Source organism: Rhizobium sp. ZX09 (genome assembly GCF_017357485.1).
In the GTDB taxonomy this organism is placed as follows: domain Bacteria; phylum Pseudomonadota; class Alphaproteobacteria; order Rhizobiales; family Rhizobiaceae; genus Agrobacterium; species Agrobacterium pusense.
Genome location: NZ_CP031364.1, coordinates 334,597 through 348,976 on the forward strand (window position 1 = coordinate 334,597; position 14,380 = coordinate 348,976).

The following is a 14,380-nucleotide window of genomic DNA, read 5'->3' on the forward strand; positions in this document are numbered from 1 at the left end:
AGATTTATCCACCTTTCGCAAGAACCTGCATGGCAGCGCTCCCCGGCCAAGTGTAGATGTAGATTATCTCCACCTGCTTGTTGGGCCTCTCTTGGATCAGATACTCGCAATTCGAACATTTGTCCGCGTCGCCGAAGCCGGGTCCTTCGCCAAGGCGGCGGATATGCTGAACCTTCCTCGGTCCTCAGTCAGCAAGCTGGTGCAGGATCTCGAGGCACATCTCGGAACAAAGCTCGTGGAGCGCACCACGCGGTCGGTCACGATGACCACGGAGGGCGTCGCCTATCACGAACGCGCGCTGAAGCTCCTCGCCGATCTCGATGACATGGACGGCACTATTGCCGGCTCCCGCAGCACACCCAAAGGAAAGCTGCGCGTCGACATCGGCTCTGTGCTGGCAAACCAGATCCTTATCCCGGCACTTTCGGATTTTCAGCGCCATTATCCAGAAATCGATCTCATGCTCGGTGTCAGCGATCGCCCCGCCGATCTCGTCAGTGAGGGTATCGATTGCGTCATTCGCGGCGGGGCGCTGGGTGACTCATCAATGAAGGCGCGAAAGCTGTGCGAGCTGGACTACGTCATTTGCGCATCGCCCACTTATCTGGCTGGTCTGCAGTTGCCGGAGCGACCTGACGATATCGAGAAGCATCGGATCGTCTCCTACTTCTCCGCGTCATCTGGAAAGAGATTTCCATTGCGTTTTCAGCGCGGCGAAGAGCGAAGCGAGTATCTCCCGGCCTCTGGCGGCGTTTCCGTCAACGAGAGTACCGCGCATCTGAACGCGCTGCTGTCGGGACTGGGAATTGGCCAAAGCTTCGGATTTCTCGCGCGGCCCCATTTCAAGAGCGGGGCGCTGGTTGAACTTCTCCCCGACTGGAAGCCGGACAATCATCCCCTTCATCTCGTCTATCCCGCTGATCGTTTCCCAAATCCGCGGCTACGCGCCTTCACGGAATGGGCAGCGAAGGTGTTCGAAGCGGTCGACGCACGGCGCGATGTGACGGCGACTATCCATCCAGATGGATAATGTCTCCATCCTGAGCGGCTTCTCTCCACCGGGCTGACGAACTAACTTCTCCTCATCGGACGGTGACGAGGCCAATGACCCGCGCCACATCCCGAGCAAATTCAGAACTTCAACAGGCCGTGCATTCGGGCTGAACCATTTCGCGCGCCCAAGCATCAGGAGAGTTAACATGGCCAACAGGCTTCAAAACAAGATCGCCGTCATCACCGGAGCAACCAGCGGCATCGGTCTTTCGACGGCCAAGTTGTTCGCTGCCGAAGGCGCACGCGTCTATATCACAGGCCGCCGCAAGGCCGCTCTGGATGAAGCGGTGGCAGAAATAGGACAGGGCGCAGTCGGCGTACAGGCGGACTCCTCGAGCAACGCTGACCTCGACAAGCTGTTCGCCCAGGTGAAGGCGGAACAGGGCCGCCTTGACGCCCTCATCGTCAATGCCGGTGGCGGCACCATGCTGCCGCTCGGCCAGATCACCGAGGAGCAGATTGACGACACCTTTGGCCGCAACGTGAAAGCTGTGATCCTGACCGTGCAGGCGGCACTTCCGCTGATGGGCAAGGGCTCGTCCATCGTGCTGACGGGTTCGACTGCCGGCACCGAAGGCACGGCTGCCTTTTCCGTCTATTCCGCTTCCAAGGCCGCGGTGCGCAACCTGGCTCGTTCCTGGGCTCTCGACCTCAAGGGCACGGGCATCCGCGTCAACGTCATCTCGCCCGGCGCCACGCGCACACCAGGCCTCGTCGAACTTGCAGGCGACGACAAGGAACAGCAGCAGGGCCTGCTCGACTATCTCGCCTCTCGCATCCCTCTCGGTCGCGTCGGCGAAGCCGAGGAAATCGCCAAGGCGACGCTGTTCCTCGCCTCCGATGATGCGAGCTTCGTCAACGGCGCCGAGCTCTTCGCGGACGGCGGCCAGGCACAGGTTTAACGCTGAATCGCAGTGGCGGGTGGCCTCCGTTTCGAAACAAGAAATCAAGATGCGTGCTGCCGTCAATCGCCTGCACAGAGAGCCTCAGGACGTTCTTCAGGCCGTCGAGCTGGCTTCTCGAATGACCAAATGCCGCGCTAAAATGCGCGGCGTTGCTCATGTTTGACGGCGTCCATGAAGCTCAAACCGTCGGGACACGCCGATCCCCTCCAGAAATGCCTCGTCGTGGCTGACGACCAGAATTGCGCCGTCATACGCTTTCAGGCCGGCCTCCACGATCGCGACGGAATCAAGATCGAGGTGATTGGTCGGTTCATCGAGTATGAGAAGCTGCGGCGGCTTCTGGTTGCCAAGGACGCAGGCAAGGCCGGCGCGCAGCATCTGGCCGCCAGACAGATGCCGCACATCCTGCAAACCGGCGTCGCCGCGAAACAGGAAGCGGGCAAGAGCGGCCCGGCAGGCGTTATCACTGGACCGCGGGTTGAGACGCATGAAATTGTCCCGGACGGATAGCCCGGGTCGCAGCAAGCTGACCTTCTGGTCCAGCAACGCGCAAGCAACCTCAACTCGGACCGAACCAGAAAATGGCGCGAGAGACCCGGTGATGACGGAAAGCAGCGTCGTCTTTCCCGAACCGTTCGGCCCCGCCACCGCAATCCGTTCCGGACCTGTAATCGCAAGCGACAGATCGGACAGGACAGGCGCATTGCGTTCGTAACCCGCAGTTACGTCTTCCAGCCGCAGAACCGTCTTTGACGCCACCAGTCCGGTGGACGGTATGGACAGCATGAATGGTTCAAGCACCTCAATGCGCCCTCGCGCCTCTGCGACGTCTGCCTTGGCCTCCCCCGTCATTCGGCGCGCCGTGGCGGCGTTGTCACCGCTTGTCTGCTCCGCCCGCATGGCGCGCCCTCCGGCCGAAATTCTCGGTATTCCTCCTTCCGCCGCCTTCCTTTTGCCTGCACCATCGCGACGAGCCTGCCGCTCGGCCGTCTCCTGCGCCCTGCGCTCGACGGCGCTGAGCCGCTTCTCGGCCTCGGCCAGTTCATGCCTGGCATTGTCAAGCTCCAGTGCCTTGCGATCGCTGTAGTGGTCCCAGTTTCCGCCATAACGGCTGATACCGAGCGATGTCAGTTCAGCAATGCTGTCGACCGTTTCGAGCAATTCACGATCATGGCTGACAATGATTGCGCCGTGACGCCAGCCGCTCACAAATTCGATCACTGCAGTCCGACCGTCACGGTCGAGGTTGTTCGTGGGTTCGTCGAGGATCAGGAACTCCGGTGCATGATAGATTTGAGCGGCAAGCGCTGCACGGGTGCGCTGCCCGCCGGAGAGTCGGGCGAGCAGTGTCGTCGTGGGCATGGACAGGCCGAAGCGCGCGAGTGCCGCCTCGATATTCGTCTCAAGCATCCAATCGATATCGGCCAGTTCCTCCAACGTCGCGCCACCCGCCTGCGCCCGTTCAAGCACAGCGAGCGCATCACGCGCGCCAAAGAGATCGGCAATCGTCTCATTTTCGGCCACCTGGACGCTTTGACGCAGGATGTGGATACCCGACGGTGCAGAGACAGAACCCGAAGATGGTGTCAATTCGCCGGCGATCAGCTTCAAGAGCGTCGTCTTGCCGGCGCCGTTACGACCGACAAGCCCGACACGCTCCGGGCCGAACACAATATTCAGATTGGTGAAAAGCGAACGACCGTCAGGCGTGAACCAGGACAGATTGGAGAGTGTGATAAAGTGGGTCATGGACAAGGTTTTCCCGCATGGCAAGGCAAAGTGGCGTTGCTATCGGGTTGAAATCCATTGTCGACCATCCTGTTGTTGCTGCGGACCGATGGAATGTAGCGTTTGAAAATGGGAGATTCAAGGCCGCTTCAATAACGGCCTGCACTCTTTTCAAGCATCGGCGGCTGACGGTCTTGTGTTCGCTCCACATCCGGCGTCAGAGGGCAATGATTTCGCCGACATGGTCATTCACGGGCACAGTTCAAACTTCTCCGGGGCCGCGAACCATGCGAGCAGACTTTTCAGTCAGGGGCATCAAAAAGCGAAAGATAGCGCTCGCCACTATCCGGAAACACGACCGCAATCGTCTTGCCGTTGTTTTCCGCGCGGCGGGAAAGCTCGATCGCGGCAAAGATGGCTGCACCGGATGAGGTTCCCACAAGGAAGCCCTCCTCTCTGGCCACCGCAAGCGCTGCCCGCCGCGCCTCTTCGGTGGTAACGGCAATGACTTCATCCACGACGCTCTTGTCGTAGGTCTCCGGCAAGGTCCCTTCCTCCACCTCGGTCACCTTGTGGACGCCTTCGATCGTGGAAGCGTCGGGGTTTTCGGGGGATGGAACGGACTGCGGTGTCGGCTCGGCAACAACGATCCTTATCTCCGGTTTTTGCGCCTTCAGGAAACGCCCGGCACCGGACACGGTGCCGCCCGTACCAACGGTGGCGACCAGGATATCGATGTCACCTTCGGTATCGCGCCAGATTTCCGGCCCGGTCGTCTCGAAATGAACCTGCGGGTTGGCATCATTGGAACGCTGGCCGGTATAAAATGCATACGGATTTTCAGCCTTGATCCTGTCGATGATGCGATGGATGGCATCGGGCTGGAAGAGCTCCTCATTTTCGATCAGCTCGATCTCGGAGCCGAACTGCCTGAGGATGTTGATCTTGTCTTCGCTGATGGTATTGCGAAGATAAAATTTCGTGCGATAGCCGCGTGCGGAGGCAACCGCCGCAATTCCGATGCCTGTATTGCCACTGGTCAAATCGAAAAGAAGATCGCCCGGCTTCAATCGGCCGCTCTTCTCAGCCTCACATATGATGCCCCAGGCGGTGCGGTCTTTGACACTGCCGGCGGGATTGAGGTACTCGATCTTGGCGAGAATGCGCGATTGGAGATTGTATTTCGTCCGAATTCTGGCGAGTTCCACCAGCGGCGTATTGCCAACGAGTTCTGTAAAATCCCGATAAATCCTGCCCAATTTCACTATCCTGTTTGCACTGCGTGGATACCGAACAACAGGCTCCGATGCGTATCGCCCGTCGGACCGCATGTTTTGATCATGCTTCGGATTTTTCCTTCTGCGTTGGCGGTGCTATCCCCACGCCTCCATTTGGCGCTGGTGAGGCGCCGTTCACGGCGAAATCTCCAACGATACGGTCGTGATAGATACGGGGATTGTGTGAGGTTATCGTGCGGGCGTTTCGCCAGTGACGATCAAGACCATGGCTGCGTTTTGCGGCTGAGGCGCCAAGCGCATCGAAGAGGACAGTGGACGCATCCAGGATAAGGTTGCTGACGACAGTAACCGACTGGCTGACTTCCAGCTCCGCGTCACGGTTCGCAGATGCAATATGCTCCTCGTCTCCAGAGAGATTGGCATCATAGGCAGCCTGCAGGGCTTCTGCGGCCTTTAACACGATGGCGCCGGCGCTATAGGCCGCACCCCTGATCCGCCCCACGACCTGAAGCACCTGAGGGTCTTCAGAAAAACGCGCGGCGTTACTGCGTTGATAGACGCGTTTGCGCTCCGCAACATGGCGGGCGATTTCCAATGCGGCCGCGCGGCCGATCCCGGCAAGCGAGGCCAGATGGACGAGCTGGAAAAAGCCGCCTGAATAGCTGAAACGAAGCGCGCTCGGCTTGATGAGGTCCTCGGAAATCGCCACGTCGGTAAATCGCGCCGTGCCGCTGGCCGTCAGCGCCTGTCCGAAACCATCCCAGTCGTTGACGATTTCGACGCCTTCAGCCTTTGTGGGAACAAGCGCACCAACCGGTACACCATCGCCATCAACGGCTCCAAGCGTGATCCAGTCGGCATAGAGCGAGCCGGTCGTATAATATTTCTCGCCATTCAGCCGCCAGCCGCCGCCATCCCGGGTGAGCTGGGTGGAATAGGTTCCAAGCTTTGCATCCCCGATTTCCGAAAAGCCGCTGCCAATGGTTTCGCCACGTCCGATCCGCTCCAGCCACGCATCCCGCCATGGCGAAGCTGGTGCATTCAGCAGATCTTCCGTAAAGCCAAGATGGCTGCGGTAAGCATTGGTGAGGTTGGGATCCGCCTGCGCGAGTTCAATGATCAAACCAAAAAGCTCGGGAAGCGTCAGCCCCAGGCCGCCAAATTTCTCCGGCAGGCGCAATCTGGAAAAGCCGGCCTTTTTCAAAGCTTCATAGTCATCGAAACGAAGCTCGCGTTCCAGATCGTGTCGTATCGAATCTTCGCCAATTTCGGCAAAAATTCCCCGAAACCCCTCGGCGATCGCGTCAAAACGTTTGCTGGGCGCAGAACCCCAGGCATGGCTGGCATTGGTCATTGCAAATTCCTGTCTGTGGAGCAGTCTGGCGAACACCCGGCCGGGTCTAGGCGGCTGCCGCTTCGGCACCCTGTTCGAAGTCGTGTAAATGGAGCGCGATTTCGAACCCTCTGCGTTTCAGCCAGTGGGCCACGACCCTAGCGCGGGCGCCGAGCAGGTCATCCACCAGAATGACCCGGGCACCGCGCACCGCGATCGTTCGATAGGCGACACCGAGAAGCTGCCCGCCTTCCGACGAAATTGAGCCCTGAAGATGGGAAGTCTCGAACTCTTCCGGTGTGCGCACGTCCAGGAAATAGGTCGTTCGTGATGTGTCCTTCAACCATGTCTCGGCAGTCGGACGGTCGATGAAGCGCAGATCGTCGTCCCTGGAAAAGGCCTTCAACCGCGCCTCTGCAATCTCTTTCGCGCTGGCGCTCACATGCGAATATGTTCGGGAGCGGCCTGTTTCCAGCTCAAATCCATCATCCGTCCAGCCGCGCGTCCCATCATGCAGGTAACTGACATCGTTTTCGACACCGGCGTCGATCAATGTCTGCGCGCCGAGAATTGCGCGGGGCAGGCCCGCGCAGGAGACGACGACTCTTGTTTTGGGCGAGGGAACGAGATCGGAAAAGCGCAGCAGGAGTTCTGCCCCCGGCACACCGATCGCACCGGGCACGTGCGCTTTTTCATATTCCGGCAATGTGCGCGTATCGAGGATGACAACATCCTCACCGGCTTCCTGCCACGCCTTGAGCTCACGCGCAAAAACCACAGGCGTGTTTTTCTCGCTTCTCACCTTCTGAACGAAAGGAACGCCGGGAATATCGAAGGTCGGCAACGCCTCGACGCCACCTTCGATCCATGCGGGGATTCCGCCACGCAGAAAATGAATGTCGGTCCAACCCTTGGAGGCTAGTCGTTCGGCGGCCTGCTCAGCGCTGCCTTTTCCATCATCCACCAGCACGGTGCGCACGACGGGGCGAGGAATGAAGCGATCGATTTCCGCCTCCAGCCTGTCAACCGGAAGGTTGGCGGCAAATAGCGGTGAAGCATACCCCACGTCCTCGGCGGTACGGATATCCAGAACCGCAAGTTCCCTGCCATCCCGCAGCCATTCGATGAGACGATCTTTTGTTACAGCAAATACGGACATTGCGTTTTCTCCTGACAAATCCGGAATTTTCATGCGGGGTTTCAAGCGGTCGGATCGAGCCACAGATCGCCGAAACTCCAGTTCAGCCCCTGCGCGCCGGTGACATAGTTCCTGACCCGCTTGTGCGCCACGATCTGGCTTCCCGCCGCCACGAGATCGACGGAGGCAACGTCGTCATGGATAAGATGCTGGAACTTGCTCCAGGTTACCCAGCGCTTCTTCGGATCCGGTTCGATGGCGGCCGCCTCAAGAAGCGCATCCGCCTCTGGATTGGCGTAGTTTGCCGCATTGGAAAAGGGCAGCCCGATCTTGAAATTCTTGCTCCAGTAGGCGCGCTGGATGCCGAGCGACGGGTCAAAGGTATTGGAGAGGGATTCCACCACCAGATCGAAGGCACGGTCCGTGTAGACAGTTTTCAGATAGGTTGGCAGGTCGTATTTGCGGATTTCGACGGCAATGCCGATCTTTTCAAGCTGGCTGCGAAGAACATCGGCATAGCCGGGCGTTAGATAGGAATTATACGTCAATCGTACTGGAAAACGCTTGCCGTCTCCCTTGCGCGGATATCCCGCCGCGTCGAGTAACTTTTCCGCTTCTTTCGGGTCGTAGGCATATGGCTTGACCGAAGCATCATACCAGTTGGGAAGGGCCGTGCTGACGGGGCTGGGTGATATCTGCGCATAACCGAAGAGCGCTACATTGACGATCTCATCGAGGTTGATTGCCTTCGCAATGGCCAGGCGAACATCTTTCTTGCGGAAGATTTCGTTATCGTAATTGAAGAACAACTGCTGCTGCGGACCCGCATAGGCATAGGTGTTCGTATCCAGAACGAGATCGGGGTTCTGCTTCAGCCGTTCGAGATCCGCCAGCGGCACGGGGTTGTCGCCAAGATCGACTTCCCCCGTCTCCAGCGCCACTGCCCGCGCAGCCGGGTCGGTGATGATGCGCAGGATGATGCGATCAAGATAGGGTTTGCCAGCATCCCAATAATCGGGATTTCGATCGAAGATCAGATGGCTCCCCGGCGTCCATTCGGTCAGTTTGAAGGGGCCGGTGCCAATAGCAGTCTGCAGCGTCTGGCCATCGGCGGGCTTCAGCTTTTCGAAAATATGCTTCGGCACGATCGGCGATTCCGAACTCGATTGCGCAGCAATGAGAAACGGTGCGGGTTTGGACAGAACGATAATGGCAGTGAGGGGATCAGGCGTCTCCACCGCCTGAACGTTCTGGTAGGTTATGCGGCCGCGCGGGTGTGCTTCTTTCAGGCGGAAAATCGAAAAGGCAACGTCTTCCGATGTAAAATCTTTGCCGTCATGCCATTTCACATTTGGCCTGAGTTTGAACGTATAACGCAGGTGGTCATCGGAAACGGACCATTCCGTTGCCAGCAAGGGCTGCGGCTTGAGGTCGAAATCGAATGTGAGGAGGCCTTCAACAATCTTTGGGCCGATCGCCTGCCCCGTGCCTGACGATGTGTTGATGGCGAAAAGCGCGTTGCCGGGATCGACACGATAAAGCAGCCTGAGCGTGCCGCCGGAGACGGGCCGGCTCGCATCGCCACCCGCTGCGAAGACCGAACCAGGCAGGGCCGTTCCTGCCGTTGCCAAAAGAAGCATTTTATTGAACTGCCGGCGTCCGATCGTCATGAAAATCCCCGTTGGAAAACGTCGTTTCGATGACGAAAGCATCGGGGCAATGCAGCGCATTCCTAAGGATAAAATTCTTCCTCCTTGTCGAAGAAATCATTCCTTGCGGAATTTTATTTCAATACTTACGCAAGCAGGCACCAAAACTCGCGCTGAATTGCCCCATCCATCGGGATCTTCGTTGCGCATCCGGAGCAGATGGTGGAATGCGAAGAAATCTCGCCGGCGTTTGTTTCAGCATTCCCGTGGAAATGTTGTTTCATCTCAAAATCGCGATTGAGAAGGACATTGCTCGGCAGATGCCTCGGCCGGCCATATCAAATCACAGGAATTTGCCACCTTTCTGATCCGCACAATTGAGCCCGCCCCCCACAATTATGGAGTTTCATCCGATGACCCCGCCCAGTCCGATTACCAAACTGGAAATCCCACAGCAGCGCGTCGAGGCCCGTTATGGAACGCAGGCCGATTTTTCTCCGCCTTTCTGGAATGACACCATCGACGCCTTGCTGAACCATCGCACCGCCCGCGCCTATCTGCCCAAGGCTCTGCCGGAGGGCAGCCTGGAGCTTCTGGTCGCCGCCGCGCAATCAGCGCCCACATCATCCAATCTTCAGGCGTGGAGTGTGGTTGCGGTGCAGGACAAGGAGCGCAAGGCACGACTGGCGGGTTTCACCGGCGGCAACGCCCATATAAAGGATGCCCCCCTTTTCCTCATCTGGCTTATCGACCTGAAGCGGCTGCGCACGGTCGCTTCAAGCCAGGGGAATGAGGGCGAAGGACTGGATTACCTGGAAAGCTTCCTGATCGGCGCCATCGACGCTGCATTGGCAGCGCAGAACGCTGTAGCCGCGATTGATTCAGTCGGCCTGGGCTCCTGCTACGTCGGCGGCATCCGCAACAGGCCGGAGGACGTGGCCCGCGAACTCAACCTACCTGCCGAGACGGTTGCGGTCTTCGGCCTGACGGTCGGCTATCCTGACCCGGCGGTAAAAACAGATGTCAAACCGCGCTTGTCACAATCATCCGTTCTGTTTCATGAAACCTATTCGGAACCCGCCCACGATGACCTCAATTCTTATGATGAGGTATTAAAGGTGTTTCAGGAAAAACAGGGCCTGCCCCAAAATGGCTGGACAGGGCCCATTGCCCAGCGTGTGGAGAACGCCGCCGCGCTGAAGGGCCGTGCGGAACTGAGCCGGACGTTGCGTCGCCTCGGTTTCGCTATCAAATAAATTCCATTGCGGCTGACGGTATCAAACGAAGGCGCGCCCTTGCCCCGGCAATACGAGGCGCGGGCCGGGGCGGCGCAATCTCTCCCGAAATCACCGGTTTCGGGAACTTATTTTCTATAAAATTAGTAGATATAGAATGACCGGTCTTCCTTTGCCCCGCTCGAAGGCCTTACGATCCGTTCAGAATGCTCCTGAACGCATCCTGCCACCGTCCTCAACCGCCGCCGAAACCGCCGAACCAATCACCACACCAATATCTCCGTAAATCCGGAGCGTTAAGAGACAGGACGAGAAACGACAGATGCCACGTTATGTTATCATTGGCGCCGGCGCGGTGGGCGCGAGCCTTGCAGCACAGTTTGCACTTTCCGGCATTGATTATGCACTTTTCGGGCGGGGAGCCCAGATAAGCCATATCAGGCAGCATGGCCTCACCTTTCAACGACCCGCACAGACGCGGCAGATCGATCTGAAGGTCTTCGACCTGACGGATCTTCCGGAATTGAGACGGGATGATATCCTCCTGCTCACGGTGAAGGCTCAGGATGCCATAAGCGCACTCGCCTTCTGGTCCTGGCAGAACGTCTCCAACACGACGGCACCGGCGGCTGCACAGCTGCCTATAGTGACTTTTCAGAATGGACTGGCGACTGAAGCCAATGCCCTGAGAACATTCTCCAGGGTGTATGGCGCAAGCATTCTGACACCGGCGCGGTTCACAGAAACCGGGAAGGTGGTGGTTGGCGGCGAGCCGCAACTGGGCATCGTGACGGTCGGGCGTTTTCCGCTCGGACAGGATGACGTGACGACGCAGGTCACGGCAGACCTCAACAGGGCGGGATATCTTGCCGAGGCAAGCGACGATATCCGCCGCTGGAAAGCAGCAAAGCTCCTTCACAACGTTCGCAACGTCCTCGAACTCTTCGACGGCCCGGCCGATCTGAACGACAAGATCAGCGCGGCGCTGGTGGATGAAGCCCGCCATGTGCTCGACGCGGCAGGTTACACCCTCGCCTCGCCCTCCGAGCGAACCTTAGACATCTCGAACTGGCGAGTAGCACCGAACAGCGGCATTCACCCGGGCCAGCAATCGACGTGGCAGAGTTTCAGGCGCGGAGCCTCAAGTGAGGTGGATTTCCTCAACGGAGAGATCGTATTGCTCGGCCGGCTTCACAATGTGCCAACGCCCTATAACGACGCTGTTCAGACGCTGGCCGGCAAACTGGCGCAACAGGGCGGGTTTTTAAAGCCGCTGCCGCTCGATGCAATCACGTCGCTCATCGCCGGCCCGGACCGGCCGGCGCCCAATCCCGCCAGCCCTTCGTGACCGGTGGCTCAAGCAGTGCGATTTATCAAACGACAGTGTGAAACGATATAATGAGAGAAGCCATATCAGACCATATACTCACCGCCGCCGGCACGCTCTTCTATCGCGAAGGCATCCGGGCTGTCGGCATCGATCGGATCATCGAGGAAGCGAATGTCGCGAAGGCGACGCTCTACCGGCATTTCCCTTCGAAGGATCATCTTGTTGCAGCCTATCTGGAAGCGCGTCATGAGCGGGTGATCCACGCGCTTCAGAACGTGGTGGATGCGGACATGGCTCCGAAGGAGCAGATCCGGCTGATTTTCGAGCAACTCCACGAAAAGGCCGACAGCCCGGATTTTCGCGGCTGCGCCTTCGCTCTCGCGGTTGCCGAACATGGCGAATCCGAGCGGGTCGTGTTCGTTGCGCGTACCCATAAGGCGAAGGTCAGGGACCTGTTCGCCGCTATCCTGGCGAGGGCCGGCAGCACAGTGGAGATCGCCGCCGCCCATCTCTCACTTCTCTACGAAGGGGCGCTGGCGACCGTCGCGGTTGGACGCGACCCCAAGGCGGTGCTGATCGCGCGTGACTGCGCTCTCTCCGTTTTCGCCACGGCCGCCGCCTCCACCGATCAACCGAACTGAAAGCAGCAGACAATGACAAAGACGATCGATTATTTCTTCAGCATCGGCTCACCTTGGGCCTTCATAGGTGTTGAACCCTTTGCTGCCCTGGCGAAACAGCAGGGCGCCACTATCCGCCCTCACCTTATTCCGCTGATCGAGGAAAACGGTGGCATTTACTCAAAAAATCGCCCGGAGGCCAGACGCGCCTACTGGATCACGGATCTGAAGCGGTGGGCGGCATTGCGCGGAAAAGTGCTCAATTTCGACAATCGCGCTGCGCTCTCGGATCCGTCCCCGGCAGGCCTGATGGTTGCGGCGGCAATCGAGAAGGGTGAAGACTGGCTGAAGCTTGCAGTTGCACTGCAGGAGGCTTTCTGGGTCCGCCGTGAAGACATCGGCAAGGCCGACATCCGCCAGGCCATCGCGACGGCTGCAGGTTTCGATGCTGTGGCCCTCGACGAACATGGCAAAAGCGACGCGGTTGCTGTCTTACAGAAGGCGAGCTTCGAAGCTGCCAGGGCCGCCGGTGTGTTCGGGGTTCCGACCTATCGCTATCAGGATGAACTCTACTGGGGGCAGGACAGCCTTCCGTTCCTCGAGCGTCATCTCAGAGGCGAAAAACTGGCCGCCTGATGTTCACCGCCAGATGGCGGAGACGGTCTGGCGTCGCCAGCAGCGCGCCTCGCCCTCAAGGTTTGTAAGTCTGTCGCAGCGTTTTGCGACCCGCCTACACGGAATGTTTTATGCCTGACCTGTCTCTTTCTCTCATCCGATCCCTGCGAGACCTCCTCGGGGAGCGTCTTTCAACGTCGCCGACACTGCGCGAGCAGCACGGGCGCGGCGAGGCGCATCACGCAGCCGCCTTTCCCGATGCGGTCGCTTTCGCGGAAACCACCTCCGAAGTGTCCGAGGTCGTGCGGCTATGTGCGGTGGAAAGGGTGCCCGTCATCGCTTTTGGCGCCGGCACTTCGCTGGAAGGACATCTGACAGCCGTCAATGGCGGGGTCTCGATCGACCTTTCACGCATGTCGAAAATCACCCGTATCAGCAGTGAAGATCTGGATTGTACGGTCGAGGCCGGGGTAACGCGGGAGCAGTTGAACACATATCTGCGAGACATGGGACTGTTCTTTCCCATCGATCCCGGCGCAAACGCTTCGATTGGCGGCATGGCTGCAACCCGCGCTTCCGGCACCAACGCCGTCCGCTACGGAACAATGCGTGAAAACGTACTGGGCCTGACCGTGGTGCTGCCGACCGGCCAGGTTATCAAAACCGGCGGTCGCGCCAGAAAGTCTTCTGCCGGATACGACCTGACGCGGCTTTTCGTGGGTTCGGAAGGAACGCTGGGGATCATCACCGAAATAACCCTTCGCCTCTATGGAATACCCGAAACCATCTCGGCGGCGCTCTGCTCTTTCGAGAGCGTCGAACAGGCAGTCGCGGCGGCCATTCAGGTCGTTCAACTCGGCATCCCCGTCGCCCGCATGGAGCTCATGGACCGTGGCCTGATCACGGCCGTCAATGCCTATTCCGGGCTGGAGCTGAAGATCCAGGACGCCTTGGCTTTCGAGTTTCACGGCTCGCCCGCCGGCGTTCAGGAGCAGGTCGATATGGTGTCCGCCATTGTGGAAGACCATGGCGGCAAGGATTTCGAGTGGGCCAACGCCCCTGAAGAACGCAATCGCCTCTGGAAAGCGCGCCACAACGCGTTTTATGCTGTCGTATCGCAAAGGCCAAACGCCAAAGGCTGGTCTTCGGATGTCTGTGTTCCGGTCTCGCAGCTCAGCAACTGCATATTGAAGACCCGCGAGCTCCTGCAGGATTGCAGCGTACCGGCTGCCATTCTCGGCCATGTCGGCGATGGCAATTATCATGTCGTCTTCGCGGTCGATCCCGGCAATGCGGAAGAGCTCGGCGAGGTGGCGGCCATCAACAAGAAGATGGTGCAATACGCCCTCTCGGTCGGCGGCACCTCGACCGGCGAACATGGCGTGGGCACCGGCAAGATCGCCTACCTGCGTGAAGAACATGGTGACGCGGTCGATCTTATGGCGCTCATCAAACATGCAGTCGATCCAGCCGGCATCATGAATCCCGGCAAAATCCTGCCGAGATAGAATGTTACTTTGCGATCCGCGACCGCTG

The 14,380-nt window shown here is 58.9% G+C and carries 12 protein-coding genes; 7 read left to right on the plus strand and 5 right to left on the minus strand.

Features of this window, described 5'->3' with window-relative positions:
• Nucleotides 1-91 precede the first annotated feature (91 nt).
• Together BTN45_RS16185 and BTN45_RS16190 are read left to right on the plus strand one after the other, a co-directional pair.
• Entirely contained in the window at nt 92-1,030 is a 939-nt protein-coding gene (locus BTN45_RS16185; protein ID WP_035207002.1) for a LysR family transcriptional regulator, read from the plus strand.
• Nucleotides 1,031-1,199: 169 nt separating this feature from the next.
• The gene (locus BTN45_RS16190; protein ID WP_022562810.1) at nt 1,200-1,955 is read left to right on the plus strand and encodes an SDR family oxidoreductase; all 756 of its coding nucleotides are present in this window, start codon (nt 1,200-1,202) and stop codon (nt 1,953-1,955) included.
• Between the two features lie 156 nt (nt 1,956-2,111).
• Here the strand turns inward: BTN45_RS16190 and BTN45_RS16195 are convergent, their stop codons facing one another.
• From BTN45_RS16195 to BTN45_RS16215, 5 genes are all read right to left on the minus strand, one after another.
• Nucleotides 2,112-3,707 (minus strand): ABC-F family ATP-binding cassette domain-containing protein, encoded by a 1,596-nt coding sequence (locus BTN45_RS16195; RefSeq protein WP_207590023.1) that lies wholly within the window; start codon nt 3,705-3,707, stop codon nt 2,112-2,114.
• 281 nt (nt 3,708-3,988) lie between these two features.
• A complete protein-coding gene (locus BTN45_RS16200; protein WP_244455296.1) occupies nt 3,989-4,951 on the minus strand; it encodes a cysteine synthase family protein in 963 nt (320 codons plus the stop codon).
• Between the two features lie 73 nt (nt 4,952-5,024).
• Entirely contained in the window at nt 5,025-6,278 is a 1,254-nt protein-coding gene (locus BTN45_RS16205) for an acyl-CoA dehydrogenase family protein (RefSeq protein WP_207590027.1), read from the minus strand.
• A gap of 46 nt (nt 6,279-6,324) precedes the next feature.
• Entirely contained in the window at nt 6,325-7,416 is a 1,092-nt protein-coding gene (locus BTN45_RS16210; RefSeq protein WP_207590029.1) for a rhodanese-like domain-containing protein, read from the minus strand.
• Nucleotides 7,417-7,457: 41 nt separating this feature from the next.
• The gene (locus BTN45_RS16215; protein WP_113381774.1) at nt 7,458-9,065 is read right to left on the minus strand and encodes an ABC transporter substrate-binding protein; all 1,608 of its coding nucleotides are present in this window, start codon (nt 9,063-9,065) and stop codon (nt 7,458-7,460) included.
• Nucleotides 9,066-9,457: 392 nt separating this feature from the next.
• Between BTN45_RS16215 and BTN45_RS16220 the strand changes: the two genes are divergently transcribed.
• The 5 genes from BTN45_RS16220 (at nt 9,458) to BTN45_RS16240 (ending at nt 14,352) form a co-directional block, all read left to right on the plus strand.
• Complete coding sequence (locus BTN45_RS16220; RefSeq protein ID WP_112766273.1) at nt 9,458-10,300, plus strand: NADPH-dependent oxidoreductase; 843 nt, start codon at nt 9,458-9,460, stop codon at nt 10,298-10,300.
• Between the two features lie 301 nt (nt 10,301-10,601).
• A complete protein-coding gene (locus tag BTN45_RS16225; protein WP_112766235.1) occupies nt 10,602-11,627 on the plus strand; it encodes a 2-dehydropantoate 2-reductase N-terminal domain-containing protein in 1,026 nt (341 codons plus the stop codon).
• Between the two features lie 50 nt (nt 11,628-11,677).
• On the plus strand, nt 11,678-12,250 hold the full coding sequence (locus tag BTN45_RS16230) for a TetR/AcrR family transcriptional regulator (protein WP_022562817.1): 573 nt from the start codon (nt 11,678-11,680) through the stop codon (nt 12,248-12,250).
• A gap of 12 nt (nt 12,251-12,262) precedes the next feature.
• A complete protein-coding gene (locus BTN45_RS16235; RefSeq protein WP_004445352.1) occupies nt 12,263-12,865 on the plus strand; it encodes a DsbA family protein in 603 nt (200 codons plus the stop codon).
• A gap of 110 nt (nt 12,866-12,975) precedes the next feature.
• Nucleotides 12,976-14,352 (plus strand): FAD-linked oxidase C-terminal domain-containing protein, encoded by a 1,377-nt coding sequence (locus BTN45_RS16240; RefSeq protein WP_207590032.1) that lies wholly within the window; start codon nt 12,976-12,978, stop codon nt 14,350-14,352.
• Nucleotides 14,353-14,380 lie beyond the last annotated feature (28 nt).